At 52.9% G+C, this 16820-nt stretch carries 17 protein-coding genes; 6 read left to right on the top strand and 11 right to left on the bottom strand.

The window, feature by feature from the left end:
* Positions 1-225: 225 nt before the first annotated feature.
* From M2108_RS30635 to M2108_RS30625, 3 genes are all read left to right on the top strand, one after another.
* Positions 226-1542: a helix-turn-helix transcriptional regulator gene (locus M2108_RS30635; RefSeq protein ID WP_277473229.1), complete on the top strand. Its 1317-nt coding sequence runs from the start codon at positions 226-228 to the stop codon at positions 1540-1542.
* Positions 1529-2344 (top strand): WYL domain-containing protein, encoded by an 816-nt coding sequence (locus M2108_RS30630; RefSeq protein WP_277473230.1) that lies wholly within the window; start codon positions 1529-1531, stop codon positions 2342-2344. The genes M2108_RS30635 and M2108_RS30630 overlap by 14 nt, the downstream gene beginning before the upstream one ends.
* A 92-nt stretch (positions 2345-2436) precedes the next feature.
* Complete coding sequence (locus M2108_RS30625) at positions 2437-2562, top strand: DUF4023 family protein (RefSeq protein WP_277473231.1); 126 nt, start codon at positions 2437-2439, stop codon at positions 2560-2562.
* Positions 2563-2701: 139 nt separating this feature from the next.
* Here M2108_RS30625 and M2108_RS30620 read toward each other — a convergent pair whose 3' ends face one another.
* Positions 2702-3418: a stalk domain-containing protein gene (locus M2108_RS30620; RefSeq protein ID WP_277473232.1), complete on the bottom strand. Its 717-nt coding sequence runs from the start codon at positions 3416-3418 to the stop codon at positions 2702-2704.
* A 192-nt stretch (positions 3419-3610) separates the two neighbouring features.
* The gene (locus tag M2108_RS30615; protein WP_277473233.1) at positions 3611-4132 is read right to left on the bottom strand and encodes a GNAT family N-acetyltransferase; all 522 of its coding nucleotides are present in this window, start codon (positions 4130-4132) and stop codon (positions 3611-3613) included.
* 287 nt (positions 4133-4419) lie between these two features.
* Here M2108_RS30615 and M2108_RS30610 point away from each other — a divergent pair, with 287 nt between their 5' ends.
* Positions 4420-5961, top strand: coding sequence for an acetate--CoA ligase (locus M2108_RS30610; protein ID WP_277473245.1), 1542 nt, complete (start codon positions 4420-4422; stop codon positions 5959-5961).
* Positions 5962-6022: 61 nt separating this feature from the next.
* Here the strand turns inward: M2108_RS30610 and M2108_RS30605 are convergent, their stop codons facing one another.
* From M2108_RS30605 to M2108_RS30595, 3 genes are all read right to left on the bottom strand, one after another.
* Entirely contained in the window at positions 6023-6616 is a 594-nt protein-coding gene (locus M2108_RS30605; protein WP_280777335.1) for a hypothetical protein, read from the bottom strand.
* Positions 6617-6637: 21 nt separating this feature from the next.
* A complete protein-coding gene (locus M2108_RS30600; protein WP_277473235.1) occupies positions 6638-7075 on the bottom strand; it encodes a HEAT repeat domain-containing protein in 438 nt (145 codons plus the stop codon).
* An 85-nt stretch (positions 7076-7160) separates the two neighbouring features.
* Complete coding sequence (locus tag M2108_RS30595) at positions 7161-8066, bottom strand: phosphotransferase family protein (RefSeq protein WP_277473236.1); 906 nt, start codon at positions 8064-8066, stop codon at positions 7161-7163.
* A 248-nt stretch (positions 8067-8314) separates the two neighbouring features.
* Between M2108_RS30595 and M2108_RS30590 the strand changes: the two genes are divergently transcribed.
* The gene (locus M2108_RS30590) at positions 8315-9502 is read left to right on the top strand and encodes a nucleotidyltransferase domain-containing protein (protein WP_280777331.1); all 1188 of its coding nucleotides are present in this window, start codon (positions 8315-8317) and stop codon (positions 9500-9502) included.
* A 500-nt stretch (positions 9503-10002) separates the two neighbouring features.
* Here M2108_RS30590 and M2108_RS30585 read toward each other — a convergent pair whose 3' ends face one another.
* The 6 genes from M2108_RS30585 to M2108_RS30560 form a co-directional block, all read right to left on the bottom strand.
* Positions 10003-11805, bottom strand: coding sequence for an ABC transporter ATP-binding protein (locus M2108_RS30585; protein ID WP_277473238.1), 1803 nt, complete (start codon positions 11803-11805; stop codon positions 10003-10005).
* A 13-nt stretch (positions 11806-11818) separates the two neighbouring features.
* Positions 11819-12277, bottom strand: a complete 459-nt coding sequence (locus M2108_RS30580) for a lasso peptide biosynthesis B2 protein (protein ID WP_277473239.1) — start codon at positions 12275-12277, stop codon at positions 11819-11821.
* Positions 12274-12576 carry a lasso peptide biosynthesis PqqD family chaperone gene (locus M2108_RS30575; RefSeq protein ID WP_280777328.1) on the bottom strand — a complete coding sequence of 101 codons (303 nt, stop codon included), beginning with the start codon at positions 12574-12576 and terminating at the stop codon, positions 12274-12276. The genes M2108_RS30580 and M2108_RS30575 overlap by 4 nt, the downstream gene beginning before the upstream one ends.
* Positions 12576-13511, bottom strand: a complete 936-nt coding sequence (locus M2108_RS30570) for a phosphoenolpyruvate carboxykinase (ATP) (RefSeq protein WP_277473241.1) — start codon at positions 13509-13511, stop codon at positions 12576-12578. Before M2108_RS30570 ends, M2108_RS30575 begins: the two co-directional genes overlap by 1 nt.
* Before the next feature lie 92 nt (positions 13512-13603).
* Positions 13604-13729: a paeninodin family lasso peptide gene (locus M2108_RS30565; RefSeq protein WP_039869839.1), complete on the bottom strand. Its 126-nt coding sequence runs from the start codon at positions 13727-13729 to the stop codon at positions 13604-13606.
* Positions 13730-13757: 28 nt separating this feature from the next.
* Complete coding sequence (locus M2108_RS30560) at positions 13758-15695, bottom strand: asparagine synthase-related protein (RefSeq protein ID WP_277473243.1); 1938 nt, start codon at positions 15693-15695, stop codon at positions 13758-13760.
* Positions 15696-15895: 200 nt separating this feature from the next.
* Here M2108_RS30560 and M2108_RS30555 point away from each other — a divergent pair, with 200 nt between their 5' ends.
* Entirely contained in the window at positions 15896-16480 is a 585-nt protein-coding gene (locus M2108_RS30555; RefSeq protein ID WP_277473244.1) for a GNAT family N-acetyltransferase, read from the top strand.
* Positions 16481-16820 lie beyond the last annotated feature (340 nt).

The following is a 16820-nucleotide window of genomic DNA, read 5'->3' as shown; positions in this document are numbered from 1 at the left end:
TCCGGTCGTTCGTTGCAAGCTCTTTTTTAATTTCTTTTTTCGAGCTTGGCGTCGATGCTTTTCAGCATTTCTTGGCCGGAATAAGAATATACCATACTTCCGAAAGAACATGCAAGCTTTTTTTCACATTTAATTTAGCATCTCAATTCCTTACAATGATCAGCAACTTGATTGCGATTATTACGTCCATATATTCAGTATCCATTATGCATACCGGAGGAATACATGGCCAAGGAAAGCTTTGATAAGGAAATCCAGTTTCTGCGCATGCTTGTGCTGACCAGCGGGGCTTACAGCCGCCAGCAGTTTGCTGACCGCCTCGGCATTTCCGTCCATACCTTTGATAAAACCGTTAAGAAGCTGAAGGAAGTCGTTCAGACAATGCAGGAAGACCTGCCTGAAGAGCTGGATAAAGATTTTACCAATACCTTCAGGTACAACTATTACGACTCCGCCGAACCGGTACTGCTGTTTCTGTTCCGTGCCAAATCGCTCAAGGAATCCGAGTCTCTGCGCCTCTCCCGCATTCTTGCCGGGCTGAACGAACGGCCGATGACTCTGAAGGAGCTGCTGGAGCTGTGCTGCAGCGGAGAAGATCCGGAAGGTATTTTCCCTGATGAGAAAACATTGCGAGGAGACCTGAAATACCTTGAGGAGGTTGGAGTGATTACAAGGCAGCCCGGGCCGCGTCCATACCGTTACCGTCTGTATGACGACCTTATCCGGCAGCTGTCCGACGACGAACTATGCGAGCTGTTTGATTTTGTTGATGTGATGGCCAATACACAGGTCCCCTCGGTTCAGGGCTACTTACTACGCGACAGCCTCAAAAAGCAGCTGAACCGGCGGAGCCTGACGGAGCCTGCAGCCGATCCTTTTTTATATAAATATCATTATTATTCCAGGATTCTTGATGAAGCCCATCTCTATCCCCTGGTATCGGCTATGCGGGAATACTGCAAAGTGCAGTTCCTTTACTTCTCACCAAAAGAAGGCAAGAGCTACGCAGCCAAACCGACCAATCCGCTGTTCGGGCGGGAATCGGTCGGCAGCCTGGAGAAGGTGCTACCGCTCAAAATAATCTATGACCATCAGTACGGCAGGTGGTACCTGCTGGCAAGCGACAAACGCAAAAGTATCCGCAAGTACCGGCTGGAGGGCATTACGCAAATTACCGAGGCCGAGCCTGTTGCGGCAGAGGTTGTTACGGTAGAAAAAAAGCTGCTTGAGGAGCGCCTGGCCTTAAGCTGGATGATTGATACGACGAATCCCGTGACTGTGCGTGCCAGATTTCTTCACCCGTTACCAGGTACGGAAAACAATTTTGTGAAGGAACGGGTACTGCTTCAGGGACAATGGGGCGTTATTACCGAGGAGGACGGGCATTCTTTTATATATGAGATAACTGTTAACGGGTTCACCGAAATCAAGCCCTGGCTGCGCAGCTTCGGATCCAGCTGTGAAATCCTTGAGCCCCTGCAGCTGCGTGAGGAACTAATTCAGGAATGGAAGGAGCTGCTGGCCTATTATGAATCCATTTGAAAAGATTTTTAATTACAGGGTTCTGTCCAGACTGGAGGACTCTGGAGCCTTTCTGTCTACATCCCATGAACGCTCCTGGCTGAAGCTGATGCTGGAGCATCCCTCATCGGCCGCGGCCTTCTCCGGTCCCACTCTAGATAAGCTCCGCAATTTGCTGGAGCAGGACGAGAGCATCTTTTTGCACGAGCATCTGACTCACAAAGCCTCGAGCAAAGAGCGGCAGGTCTTCCATCCGCTCCTGCGGACGCTGCGCCAGTGCATTCAGCAGAAACAAGGAGTCCGGCTGACTTTCATCCTGAAAGACGGCCTGATTAGCCCCAAGCAGTCCGGCCTTCCATACCGCCTGGAGTATTCCATGGTCAAACGGGAATGGTATTTGCTGTGGTATAGCTGGAAGCGGCGTAACTTCATGAGTGTCCGGCTGTCCAAAATAGCGTCCGTCTCAGCAGTTCCGGTTCATCCGGAAGCTTATGCCGCAGCACTGGACGAGATCCACAGCCTTCTGGAAAGCCGGAAGCAGCGGGCCGTGATTCAGGTGCAGCCGGAATATAACCGTGAGCTGTCGCGGATCCTGTACGCTTTTTCCTGCTTCGAAAAGGAAGTGCATTATGAGGAGCAGAGCGGCACCTACTCTATTATGTTGACCTATCTCGGCAATGAGGGTGAATATGTGTTGTCCAAGCTCCGTTTTCTGGGCAAAAGAGTGCGTGTGACCGAAGGCAGTCTGCTCAAGAAACGGATGCGTGACTCGGCTATAAAGGCGCTCACCCAATACGGGGCGCTGGAGCGGCCGGCGGAATAACTTCCGCTTATGCATTAACCCTACCGTGAACGGGCATAGTAAAGACAGTTCTGACCAGGCTGTGCTCACATTCCATTAGGAGGCCGACAAGAATGAACACGCATGAATTCGTAGCAAAGCTTCAGGAGAACCAGCGCAAGGCAGAGAAGAACAAGCGCCGGGGCCAGGGCTCCCCGCAGGCAAGACTGGCCAATAAGCAACACAGCACAAACAAGTAAGCCGGATTGCCGGACTGGCCGAATCCTTCCGGCATGAACCATCCATGCCATTAATTCTCAAATAAGCAGCAGCCGCTTCTGTGTGTACAGAGCAGGCTGCTGCTTTCAATTTTTATGCTGATAAGGTTGGGGTACGGTTCTATTTGCTGAATTTCGCTACATTAACAGCTACCTTTTCCAGCTTAGCCTTGCTGAGCGACTGATCCGGCGAGCTGATCGTTACATAGCGGTCGTCCAGCTTGAAGGTCAGCATCGGGATGTCGGAGGGTGTATACCATTTCGCGCTTGTTCCATTCGAGAGCTTCACAGTAGTTCCATCGTAATCATAGGAGTAATCACGCGGTGAAACGTTGACGCGCATATGCTTGAACAGGAAGGATACACCGTCCTCGCCGCCCCCAATGCTTACAAGGCTGTCCCCGCTGATCATCTGGGCCGGAGCATAGGCTGTTTCAAAGCCCTGGTAGTTTGCAAATGCTTTGATAATCTGCTCCTTCTGCGCCGCGCTGTAATTTACTGCTGCCAGATTGATAGTAGAGCCGCTGTCCGGCATTCCTGTCCCTGATGCGGTTCCAATCACAACCTGATTAGCGGAGCCGTCGAAGGTTACCGGAACCTTGAGTGCATCGGCCAGGGCACGCACCGGCAGGTAAGTCGTATTATTGTAGGTGATTGGGGCAAGCGCCTTGCCGTTACCGTCTACAGGTGTATAAGCCGTTCCGTTAACCTTAAAGCCGATGCTGTGATTCAGATAGGCGCTGATCTTCTGAAGATTTGTTCCGGCATAGACACCTGCTGAGCCTGTTACAGCCATCCCGAACACCATGGTTGCTATGATCATTTTTTTGCTTTTCATTGAATATCGTCTCCTTTAGGGGTAAGCTTGTGTTGTTCTCTGCTATACATTCATTTAACCAGGAACTTGTTTCGAACTTGTATCCGGATTGTAAAGAAGGATTTCAAAGCACCGGTAATCAATATCATCCTGCAAAATAAAGCAGCCCGCGCAATCACAAGGATTACGCGGGCTGCTGTGTGTAAATAATCATTATTCGCTGCCGGAGGCAGCAATCTGGTAGACACCGGTGTAGAGAATGTCCCGGTACCGCCGGAACTCCTCTGCGCTGACAGAATAGGGATAGGTCATGATACGCAGCGGCAGCTCCTGCTGACCGGGGCGGAGCGGGGGCTGTGCATAATCGTAAGGATTGAGATGAAAACCCAGCCGTTCATAAAAGCCGATTCTGCGCTGCTCCAGCTCTCCCGCCGGCGGCTCCACCTCCAGCAGCACCGGTTTGGCGGATAACGCCAGATAGCGGTTCATCAGCCTGCGGCCGGTTCCGCCGCTGCGGGCATCCGGGCTGACTGCAATATGTTCAACAAAGCGCAGCTCCGGAAACTCCCATGCTGCCAAAAAAGCAATAATCCGGCCGTCTTCATCCTGCTCGGTATAAATCCGGTAATGAGGGTTACCCAGCAGGGCCTTCTGGCCGCTGTACGTCCTTATCTCGCTTACAGGAAACGAGGCTTCCATAATGGCAAAAATCGCATCAAACTCTGCAAGCTTCATATGCACTCCTCTCTTTCCGTCAAGGTATTACCGCCTGTTCCTTGAAATAAGACTCTGCACTGATTATAACATTGACTACTATGATAAATATTCCAGATCCCGCTCAAGGTCAATACGATAGCAATTATAGTCACAAAACCTTCTTGAAAGATATTGCCACCGATTAGCATCTGGTACTAAAAGAACATGGTATACTATAATAGCTGCACCATCATGTTTATTTAGGAGAGGTTCATTTGGACAATCAGCGTTTCATTGCACCTGAAATTTATAATCTGACTTCGGAAATGGATCAGCATCCGCCGGATAAGATCGCGCTTAAATGGCTGCATGAGAATGGAAGCTGCGAGGAAATTACCTACGGGGAGCTGCTCGGCCAGGCCAACCGGCTGGCCGGCGGACTTGCCGGACTGGGTCTTCATAAAGGCGACCGTGTGCTGGTCATGGTACCGCGCCGCATTATCGCTTATGTTATCTATTTGGCCTGCCTCAAGCTGGGTCTCGCTGTCATTCCTTCCTCCGAGATGCTGCGGGCCAAGGATTTATCCTACCGCCTGCGCCATTCGGAGGCCAGAGCGGTCATCGTCTGGTCAGAGGTAACCGGAGAGGTCAACAAAATCACCGATGATCTGCCGGCTCTCGGCTACCGCCTGTCTGTATCCGGTAATAAGGAGGATCTGGAGGAGGGCTGGAGTGACCTGGAGAGCCTGATGGACGGACAACCGGATATCTTAGAGACACCAGTCACCAGCCGCGACGATATTGCCATTCTGGCCTATACCTCCGGCACTACCGGCAATCCCAAAGCCGTTGTGCATTCCCACGGCTGGGGTTATGCCCACCTGCGGATTACTTCCCCGCAGTGGCTGGAAATCCGCGAATCGGACACCGTCTGGGCAACGGCAGCGCCGGGCTGGCAGAAATGGATCTGGAGCCCGTTCCTGACGGTGCTCGGCAATGGGGCTACCGGCTTCGTGTACAACGGTTCCTTCCATCCGGACCGTTATCTGCAACTGCTGCAGGATGAGGGCATTCAGGTCTTATGCTGCACCCCTACAGAATACCGCCTGATGGCGAAGACGGAAGGGCTGTCAAGATATGACCTGTCCAAGCTGCGCTGTGCCGTGTCTGCGGGCGAGCCGCTGAACCAGGAGGTCATCAATACATTCCAGCAGCATTTTGATATTACTATCCGGGACGGCTACGGACAGACTGAAAGCACGCTGATCATCGCCGCCCTGAAGGATGATCCAATCCGGATCGGGTCGATGGGCAAATCCATTGCTCCCGGCATTGCTGAAGTCATTGACGAGGACGGAAATCCGGTTCCTCCAAATGTGGTAGGCGATATTGCCGTGCATCTCAGCATGCCTGCCCTGTTCAAAACTTACTATAAAGACCCGGACCGTAAAGCCAATGCCACGCATGGCGAGTATTTTGTAACCGGCGACCGGGCGCGCAAGGATGAGGACGGTTATTTCTGGTTTGAAGGCCGGGGAGACGACATCATCATCAGCTCAGGCTACACGATCGGCCCGTTTGAAGTGGAGGATGCGCTGATGAAGCATTCGCTGGTTAAGGAATGCGCCGTTGTTGCCAGTCCTGACGAGATCCGCGGTTCTGTCGTCAAAGCCTTCATTGTCCTGAAGGACGGCAATACAGGTTCGCCAGAGCTGGTCAAGGAGCTGCAGAGTCATGTCAAAGAGATGACGGCCCCTTACAAATATCCGCGCAAGATCGAATTCATCGCCGACCTGCCGAAAACGACCTCCGGCAAAATCCGCCGCGTAGAGCTGCGTGAGCAGGAAAAACGTGAGGCACAGCAATAATTGCCCACAGGCAGCAAAAAGCCCCGTGTTCCGCTTACAGCGGAGCATGGGGCTTTGTTTTTTATTCCGACCAGTACTGTGCTCCTGGATTCAGCTCTGTACCGATCTCGCCTTCTTTGATCAGATCACAGTCTAGGAACCCGTCTTCATCCAGGAAATAGGCTTCCTGCTTATAGAATTCACACAGTGTCTCCAGAAACTTCTCCGGGGAGTTGTACATCACAACCAAATCACCAAAGTCGTTCAGCAGGTCACAGATCACTTCCGAACCGTCTTCCCGCTGCCACAGACAGATAAAATCGCTGCCGTAATTAGTCAGGACAGGATACACCCTGCCACCGGCGCTGTGCCCCTTCTCTTCCAGAATGCCGGCCAGCACCTGCATCTCCTGCTTATACTCAGCAATATGAATCAGACGGTAGCCGGGAATAAATTCGATCAGGCTTGGCTCTTCTTCTTCACTGCTTGTCCCGGCAACCTGGCCGTAAATGACCTTCAGCAGCCCGGGGGCCTCCGGAGCAATGTCCGTAATCGCCTTGCTTCCCTCCGTGCTGTTCCCCAGACTGGCAATGTAATCAGGCCGGAATCCGGCAGAGAGCTCCAGGTACTCCTGAAATTGCGCAGATAGCGGGGATTCATAGGAAACGTTATGCATATTGATTATTGTCACCCTTTACTATTTCGCTGACTGCCACTGCTGCTCCAGCCACTTGTCGAATTCTTCGCCCTTCTCGCCTTCGTAGGCATCGTAGATGTCGATCCGCATCTTCTGCAGCTTCTCCTTGAAATCTTCGTAGGAGTGTTCACGCGGAAGACTCTTCTTGATGCGCAGCATGATCTTGCCGATTCCCTTGAACAGCTCAGGCTTATTCTTGGAAGGGGCAGCAACCTCCTCGCCGAATGCAATCAGCTTCCGGTATGCAGCTTCTTGAACGGTATATACAGGATCGCTGGTCATCAGACGATTCAGGATATCAATAACTTGCTTGTGGTTCCAGTTGCCCAGCTCTTCAACAGCCGCAAGACGCGCTCTCCAGTCCGCAGTACGGCCGGCCGCCTTCTTCAGCTCCGAATAGTTCTCCGGCAGCTCTTGATTCAATTCTTCATTAGTCAAAAGATACAATCCCCTTCTTGGTTAAATCTGTTGGTAGTGCAATTCTACCGTTTGCGCTGCTTAATTTCAATCTTTAACACCGAAATCACTCCGCATACCAGCGCGGAATCAATCTGTGGAAATCATCGTAATCCGAGAAAGCCTGCCTGGCGATATCCATCATGCCCTGTACGTCGGCTTCCCCGAACGGAATGGCCCACTTTATTGAAAACAGCGAGCTGTAGGCCACATAGAGTGCCTGTCTCTGCCAGAACACCTCCGGCGGCGGACCTGCGAAATAGCCGTCCAGCTTCCCTTTGGCAAAGGGAATACTCAGCTTCCGGTCAAAAAACTGGACCTTATAGAACTCCTCGGCGTAATCGCCAATATCCCAGCGGTTGAAATCAATCACACCAATCCCGCCCTCCGGGGTGTACAGCAGATTCCCGGCATGGAAATCGCCATGGTGGTATACCTTCTCTACATTATGAATGAGCCCGATGTTCTCCTGAACATAACGGATAGCAACAGCATCATTCTCCATACGATAAGGACAAGCTTCGTACTCCCTGATCCTTCTCAGGATCTTGGCCTGCATCGCCGCTTCCCAGCCGGACAGATCCTTATCCGTGCGGATACTGTGGATCCGGCGGAGAATGGCGCCTGCCTCTACCCCCAGCTTATACTGCTCCTGTACAGGTAAACCAGCCAGGCAATCCTCCAGCGGCATCCCCTCCACCCAGGTCAGCAGCATGTAAACCTGCCCGTCGGCACAGGTGCCGAAACAAAGCGCCTGTGACATCGGAAAGTCCAGCTCATTAAACTTCCGGATGATTGCAAACTCTGCTGTTTTCCGTTCCAGGGTATTTGCCGCCGACAGCCGGAGCAGCAGCTTCGCTCCATTATTATCTTCTATATAGTACTTCTTGTCGGCTGACCAGCCCTTTAACAACGGCTCGATCCTCTGCCATGTCTTTGCACCGGGAATACCGAGCATGCTGATATCTGTCATTGTCCGATCCTCCGTAAAAACCTGATTAGTATAATTATATCGGAACAGCCTGTTACATTCGACCTATAAATGCGTTATAAGAGTTTAAGCCTGCTTTATTCCGGGTAATTGTATTATTTTTAATTTCATACATTCATTTACAATTCTAAATTGACATGCTCCATCACCGGTGATACGCTCTCTGTGCGTTCTTTAAACCGAACAAAACGGCTCCAAACCTACCTAAAATTCCAGTAAGGAGAGTCCCTATGACTGACCGGTATACCCTTGAGAAAGGGAGCTTATCTAAGGAAATATGTCTTCTTCTTCACTTGCTTACAACAGACTCACTCGATGAGCTGGCGCACCAGAATCCCGCATTGTTCACGGAGATTGACTGGAAGCTGTTCATCCGGCTAACTCTGCATCACCGTGTTTTCCCTTTCCTGTATCCCAAGCTCAGCCGGATGCACACTCAGCTTATTCCAGTCCATGTAAGCGAACGGCTGCAGCAGGAATACCGCAGCAATACTGTACGGATGCTTCAGCTTAGCGGGGAAATGGCCCGGATCGGGGCGGAGCTGAACAAGCTGGGAATCCGCTCGCTTTTTCTCAAAGGGCCTGTGCTGGCCGAGGATTTGTACGGTGATTTCTCCTTGCGTACCTCACGTGACCTTGATTTCATGGTGCCCATAGACAGGCTCGCAGAGACAGAGAGCTTTCTGCTGCGGCAGGGGTACGAGAAGATCGAGGTGTATGAGAGCATTCTCGGGGACTGGAAATGGCGGGAGCATCACTTAACCTTCAATCATCCGGACAGCAAAATAAAGCTCGAGGTCCACTGGCGGTTAGGCCCAGGACCTTCTGCCGAGCCTGATTTCGCGGAGCTGTGGGAGCATGCGCGGACGAGCGCTCTGCTGGGTCCTGACGTACATTATCTGGGCCGCGAGGATTTGTTCCTCTTCCTTGTCTCACATGGTGCGCGTCATGCCTGGTCCCGGCTGAGATGGCTGCTCGATATTAAAATGCTGCTGCTCCAGCAGCCGGACAATGAGCAGCTTCTCCAGCTGCTGAAGCAATATAACTGCGAAGCGATTGCCGGCCAGACGCTGATTCTTGCCGCTGACCTGCTGGGCGCTCCGGTTGATCCCAGGCTGTCAGCCCTGACGGAGAAGCCGAAAGCAAAGCGCCTGGCACAGGATGCTATTTTTTATGTAGCACGGATGGTCAATCTGAATGACCCTCCGCTGGAGCCGGAAGTAGAGCTGCATTTCAAAGCCTACCAACCGGCGATTTTAACCACCCGCAACCGGCTGCTGCGTGCAGCAGGCTTCCTGTATCCTTATGCAGCAGATGCCAGAACCCTGCCGCTGCCTAAGCCGCTGCATGTACTGTATTTTCCGCTCCGCCCGTTTCTCTGGAGCTGGCGCAAGGTGACTGGCCGGGAGGAGACGTAGGCTGCGGCAAAAGTCGTGAACGGCGTTTATGGGGCTGTGATTGATCAGCTTGCGTTAATTGAGCCTGCGATCGGTGAGCTTGCTCTACATAGGCGGCTTAGCTTATGAGTCAAATATATTTAGTTGGAAATCCGGCATCTAATTCCCGGCTGAACCCCGTTAGCGGGGAGTTAATTGGAAAAAAGTCACTTGATATCGCCGAAATCGCCTCCTGAATGATAAACAGCCCAAAATAAATGCCGTTTTTCCAACTAATGATTGCGATTGCCGAAAAACAATAGAATTAAGTGACGAAAATCCAACTAGATATAAGCCGTCCCGTTTCACGGCTTCTTCCAGAGCTTGGAGCGCTGCTCAACAGATTGGCCGCGGAAAGCCCATCGTTACTCTTAGGTCAGATATACAATAACCACAACAAAGCCCCGGCCTCTACGACGAGTAGAGACTGGGGCTTTGTTGATATACTTCCTTCTAGATCGCAGCTACATTTTGGATCATAGCTACATGGCCTCCTGGCTGCTGAGCAGCCGGCTGAACATGCCGCCTGTTTCGGAGGCCAGCCTGCCATAGACACCCTGCTGGATGATCCGGCCCTGGTCGATCACCAGGATCTGGTCAGCCCCGCGGATGGTGGACAGGCGGTGGGCAATGACAATCAGCGTGACCGAATGCTTCAGCCGGTCAAGTGCCTCCTGAATCTTCTGCTCGTTCTCGGTATCGAGTGCGCTCGTCGCTTCATCTAGCACCAGAATGGACGGCTTGCGGATAATAGCCCGGGCCAGCACCAGGCGTTGCCGCTCACCGCCGGATAAGCGAATGCCGCGGTCGCCGATCAGCGTATCCAGCCCTTCCGGCAACCTGCGTACGAACTCGGCTGAGGAGGCGAATTCCAGCGCCTCCCATAGCTCCTCTTCACTGGCATCCGGTTTGATCATCGTCAGATTATCGCGGATCGTAGCGTTATAGAGGAACGGGTCCTGGGCTACATAGCCGATAGAGCGGCGGTAGGATATCAGCCTGTCTCCCGTAATCGGCGCACCATCAGCCAGAATATCCCCGGACTCAGGCTGCATCAGACCCATAAGCAGGTCAACGAGTGTACTTTTACCGGCACCGGAACGTCCGACAATGGCGGTCATGCGGTTAGCCGGAATCTTAACATTCACAGCCTGCATGGAATATTCAGGCTTCTGCGGGTCATAGCGGAAATGGACGTCGCGTGCTTCCAGGCCCTCCTTGAGTACCATCGGTACAGGCACCTTCCCGTTTCCTGCCTGCGGGCCTTCTTCAGCAGCCCGCAGGCACTCCTCTTCCATCTCCTTAAGCTGCTTAAAGGAAGGCAGAACGGAGGCAAGCTGCTCCATCAAGGATTGCAAGGAGGAGAAGGTCGGCCACAGTCTGGCAAACACCAGAATGACCAGCAGCAGATTCGGACCCTCCACATGGAGGAACCGGAATGAAACGAAGATAAAGAGGGCAATCAGCAGCGTCGAGGACATTTTGTAGAGCAGCTGGGAGTTCGAGCGCAGACGGGTATACTCCAGCTGTTCATTCTTCACCTCTCCGGTAAAGCCATGCAGCCATTCCAGCCGCGACTGCTCCAGATTATTGCTCTTGATGTCCTTGATTCCGTTCAGCTGGTCTGTAATACCGGCAAGGTACGTTTTGCCGAGCTGGGTGCTGCGGCTGCCCAGCTTTTTGGCTTTGCGGATGAATCTGCGCGAGAACAAAGACAGCAGGACTGCACAGACAATCACAGCAAGCGTCATCTGCGGCGACAGCCAGAAGGCAAAGGCAATCTGCACCAGCGTGAACAGCAGCGTGGTCAGAAACTGCAGGAAGCAGCTGATGCCTGCAAGCACACGGGCAATTTCCGTAGTCATGAGATTAACCAGGTCAGAGCTTCTTTTTTTCAGGAAAAAAGACCACTCTGACCGCAGCAGGGCACTGTATACTTCATATCGCAGCTGCCGGCCGTAGGTCTGCTGAATTTCCACATTGCGGACCGCCACAAAGCGTGAGATCAGATTCTGGCAGAGCACAATGCCGATGTATGAACCCAGTACCAGCAAAAGCGCCGTTGTCTGCGGCAGCTCCGATATGAAGCTGAGCATGGGAAGATTAAAGGCCGCTCCCGTCCCTGCACCGCCAAGCTGCAGTCCCGCCATACCAAGCATCGGCACCAGCAGCAGAATAGCCGAGCTCTCCAGCAGGCCGCTGATGACCATGCCGAGCAAATTCAAATACAGCTTGACTCCGGACAGCTGCTGAAGCTGCCGGACATAATAGATAATGGCTTGCATGATCCCACCTCGATTACTCGGCTTGTATCACCTTGGCAAATTTCTCGACCACAACGAATCCCCGCATCGCATCGTCACCGGACACATAATACGGTCCGCTGCGCAGCCAGGCATGGGCAATCATCTGCCCCTGCTTATCCCTGGCCACCCCCATGTACAGCGTGCTCTCGATTCCGCGTTTTTCGAGCATGTTCAGAGCGGCAACGGCTCTCACCATGCAGGTGCTCCTCCAGGGGGTGAGCTTGCTCCCGCCCCGGATCGCCCGGGTAATCTGCTGAATGCTCGGCACATCGGCAGCCTTTACTTCCACCGCCGTTTCCTGAGACTTCAGGCCAAGCAGCGGTGCCGTTCTGGCAAAAGGAAACAAGAGGCGGACTCTTGCCAGAAACAGGCGCCACAGCGCTTCGGGAAGAAGCGCCAGGACAGCCCGGTCCCGGGTAATCAGCCGCTGCAGCCTCCGGATGCCCGTCATGATGCAGGATCAATGGCGACCAGATCCTCGGCCAGCAGGCTGTGCACAAATTCGAGTACATCCCGCTCTGCCGTCTCCGCCGGAACATCGAAAGTCTCCCGGATAACCTCCACGATCCGGCTTATCGGCGCCGGCTGTGCCATAGCCGACCAGATTTCTCCGCCAACCTCGCCCAGATTGTAATACTTGCCGTTCTTTATATTGAGCATCACCTTCTCGCCGTCCATGTCGCTGGCGATATTCCCCGGCTGCTGGACAAGCACCGTTTCCAGAGACAACACCTTTGCAGTACTCATCATTAACCCTCCTCTGCGATTGGTTTAATCGTGTCGTAAATCAGCGCACTCTGCTGCGGGGCGCTAAACCCCTGCTGCGGGCGGGTAATCCGGTAGACCGGCAGTCTGTTCATGAAGGAAGCCAGCATGCCGAAATGCCATTCCCGGATGCCGGTCCGGTCGATCATCGCCTTCTGATAGGTGTGATTGTATAACGTATGGAATCTTTCCATTCCGGTAACGGACTGCACGGTTACAGGCCCGTTCTCTTCGGAGACTGCCAGCTCGAATATACCGGCGAGCGGCAGCGGCTCCTTCTGAAAACGGTCATGCACCGGTACAGCAAATTTGGTCTCCCGCTCAAACAGCGGGCGGTAGCCGGACGAATTCATTCCCATATAGTCCAGACTCTGCTGCCACAGCTTCTGCTGGGGATAGCCTGGAACTGCAAGCGGCTTGCCATCCTGCACTATAACGGGAATAACGTCGTCACTGAGCATGAGATGACCCTGCTCCATCAAATAAGAGGCAAGCGTCGATTTGCCCGCTCCGGATTGTCCGACAAGTGCATAAGCCCGGTTATTCAGAACAAGCGCACTTCCGTGCAGCGGCAAAATCTGTTTCTGCATAAGCAGAACGCCCATGCAGCTCCCCAGAATGTACAGCCTGACACTGTCCATATCGGCTCCGGCTACCGGATCAACCGTGATCCGGATTCCATCCTGAACGGAAAAGACTGCCCTGCCCTTCACCTCGAACATAACCTCTCTTCCCAGAACGCCAACACTCGGGGTAATCTTGGGAATGGCCTCCCAGCGCTCTGCAAGCTCTCCCCGGATTACTGCTACACTGCCGTTTAATCCCTGCCCCTCTGCCAATGGAAGCTCCGGTAAAGGAAATTCGCTGAAAATCTGCAGGCCGAAAGCTTGATACGCCAGACCTTGGGCTGTACTTGCCATACCCGTTCCTCCCTTGCCTAAAGATGATGGAAATAGCCCTTATCCCCCTCCAGCAAGCTCAGGGGGATGAGGGCTCCTCGTACCAAACGCTCTTAGGAGTGATGTACGATCTCATCCGGATCACTTTGGAAGGAGTCGGCGATTGCCAGTCCCGGTCCAGCCATAGTCATCTTAACGTCGAGTACTTCCAAAGCAGGCTTGCTGTATTCCTTTTTCATGTTTGTCACCTCCTTTCAAGGGATTTCCTCACGACAGGCGCTTCAGGAACCTGTAAAAAACAAGTCCGCGTGCCAGCAGACGAAAATCCGTATTAAAAATAAGATGAGGTTCGGGCTCACTACCCAGCCGGTCCAAGCATCCGGCGAGCCCCGAGCTGTTCAGATATACAGCAGCCTGCGGGTCACGGGTCATCTCACGCAGCTCACCGAGAAAAGCACCCCATTCCGGCAGCATCCGCTGGATGCCGTCTGCCCCCTGCACCCCGCGCCGTTTGCGGTTGAGCCGGACATTGTCGGGCAGGCGCCCGGCCATTGCGCGGCGGATCAGCGAACGGTCCACCCCTTTCTGGACATACTGCTCCTCTGGAACAGAGAGGCAGAACCGGATCACACGCAGGTCATTCGTCGGGTCACGGTCCCATACCCGGTATTTCAGCGACAGCTTCGTAGCAACCGTACCGTTAACGTTCCAGATGTGCGGCTGTTCAAAATGTCTTTTGCGGAAATCATATATGCTCTGTGCGGAAGGGTCGCCGGCTATGTTCAACCGCTCCAGCCGCTCATACACCTCTGTGCGTTTGGCAAATCCGGGGTCAATCAGCTCAGGCAGCTCATCCTGACTCTGTCTGCGGGACAGCAGGCCGCGTATTTCAGGGAAGGCCTTCCTGCCTACAATCTTCATAACCAGCCTGCGGTTCGCCTGCATGGACTGGTTATAGCCTTTGTGCTCCCGGTAAAAGGAGAGCAGGCGGAATTCCCGGAGCAGCTTGGCCTGATAGTCCAGAGCCGGACCCCAGGAGACACTCCAGTTTCCCCTCTGTCCGCTTAGCAGGATACCGATATCCTGCTGCTGGGCCTGCTCGTAGATCCCTTTCAGCCAATAAGAATTCTCGATAAATTTATAGGGCATTTCCATAATGCCCAGCCAGTCATCGATATCGTTATAGGAGTTACGTTCAGGAAAATTCAGCAGCCTCGGCTGAATATTCCCCACATAATCTATCGTTTCCTGAATAAAGGGGCGTTCATCGGCAACCCGGTTGCCGAGCTTGAAGCCGGTAAAGCCGTCTACCGGATAAGAGCTGAAAGTATAGAGCGGCTGGCCGCGGCGGCGCAGCTCCTCTGCTGCAAAGCTGACGACAGAACCGGAATCCAGCCCTCCGCTCAGGTTAGCACCCGCTGCACGGTAGGTGCGGAGCCTATCCTTCACCGCCCTTCCAAACACTTCCCGGAATGCTTCCTCGTACTCCCAGTTGGAGCCAAGCCGCAACTTCGGGGGAGCCTGGATTGTTAAGTAGCGGGAGAAGACAATATTCCCGCCGGTTATGGAGACGGAGTGAGCGGGAGGAAGCTGTCCGACCGAGTCATATACGGTTAAGAAACAGTCCGCAGCATCCACTCTGTCCTGTATGGCCAGAAACTCGGCCACCCATTGTTCATTCAGCCCGTGTCCTGCACCCGGCAGCGACAAAAGCGGATGAATGACCGTACAGAAAGCGAAATAGGTTCCGGATTGATGAAAATAAAGGGTGCGGTTGCCTGAGAAATCTCTTGCTCCAAACAGCTTATGCTGCCGTTCATCCCAGATCATGAAGGCAAAATCGCCTACCAGATGCACAGGTGCTGCTTCCCCCCACTTTTCATAGGCAAGCAGGATCAGCAGGCTGTCAGGAATGGCCTCCCGGTCTATACCCGGGACATTTAATACATCAAACAGTTCATTTCTATTGTCAATGATCGCATCGGCCGTAATGGCGAGCTTCCGCTCCGGATCATAGTATGGCAGATGCTCATTTACAGATTGCGGTGTGATCCACTGTGACCGGCATCCTAGAAAAATATCCCGGTTCTGCCAGCCTCTCGCATCGTCAGCCGGGTAACGGTTAAGCTGCTTCATCAGGCTTGTGCCCAGTTCAGGGTCCAGACTATGCTGCTGCAGATGATAGATACCAGCGATCGCACTCATAGGAAAGCCTCCACTTAGCGACTTCTTTGCGGGTTCGTAATAAAGAACATTTCTTATATATAAGATACCGTTCCGGACATGGATTGTGAATTACACAAAGGAGGAAAAATCGTTATCCTTTAGCGTATCATTATTAGTATACTTAGGTGGTAGATGGATGGGACATTTTTCCTAATAGTACTTTTAGAGGAGGCTGCATAATGGACAATAAAGCTGATAAACCTGTTTTGTTATCCATTCCGGACCGCTTCGAAAGCAGGCGGCTTATCATTCGTTCAGCGTTATGGGGAGACGGGAAAGCTGTGAATGAAGCGGTACGGGGGAGTGCCGGGGAGCTGCGGCCGTGGATGCCCTGGGCCAGACTTGTGCCTACCCTTGAACAGTCGGAAGCCAGCATCCGCAGATCCCGGCTGGAGTTCCTTGAGCGCACCGATCTTAGGCTGCTCCTGTTCAGTAAAGACACTGGCGATCTTATCGGGAGCAGTGGCCTGCACCGGATTGACTGGCAGACCCGAAAATTCGAAATCGGCTACTGGGTACGAACATCATACGGCAGGCAGGGATATATTACGGAAGCAGTGCATGCGATTACAGACTACGCGGTTCAGGAGCTGCAGGCGAACCGGATTGAGATCCGCTGCGACTCCCGCAATGTGCAAAGCGCACGGGTGGCTGAACGCTGCGGCTTCACGCTCGAAGGTATTCTCCGCAATGACAAATGCGATGTGGACGGCTTGCTGCGGAATACGATGATTTTTTCCAGGGTACGGGGTGTGGAATATTAGGTATATTAATAGAAGGGATTTTTTGGGAGGCGTTGATTATGTACAATCTGCAATTCGTTAAAGACTACAAACAAAATGAACAGCTGCGGAACAGCTTCTTCGCGCTTGCTGCAGACACCTTCGGCTTAGAGCTGGAGAGCTGATTACAACGGCCTGGAAATTAGCAGCACTCCCTATGACAGCGGCTTATTTGTAAAGACAGGCAACGGGTTTGCTTTTCCTGAGGGCATAAAACATCCTGCTACTTCTATCCTGAAAATAAACCAAAGTAGCTTAAAAGGCCGCACGAAACTAAGCCCCTCTCCCCTTATTTTTTAAAGGGGCTGCTACCAAGAAGAAG

It is taken from the genome of Paenibacillus sp. PastM-3, from assembly GCF_029893965.1.
In the GTDB taxonomy this organism is placed as follows: Bacteria; Bacillota; Bacilli; order Paenibacillales; family Paenibacillaceae; genus Paenibacillus_AQ.
The sequence above is the reverse complement of the archived record's forward strand: the minus strand, read 5'-3'. Positions and strand labels throughout refer to the sequence as shown.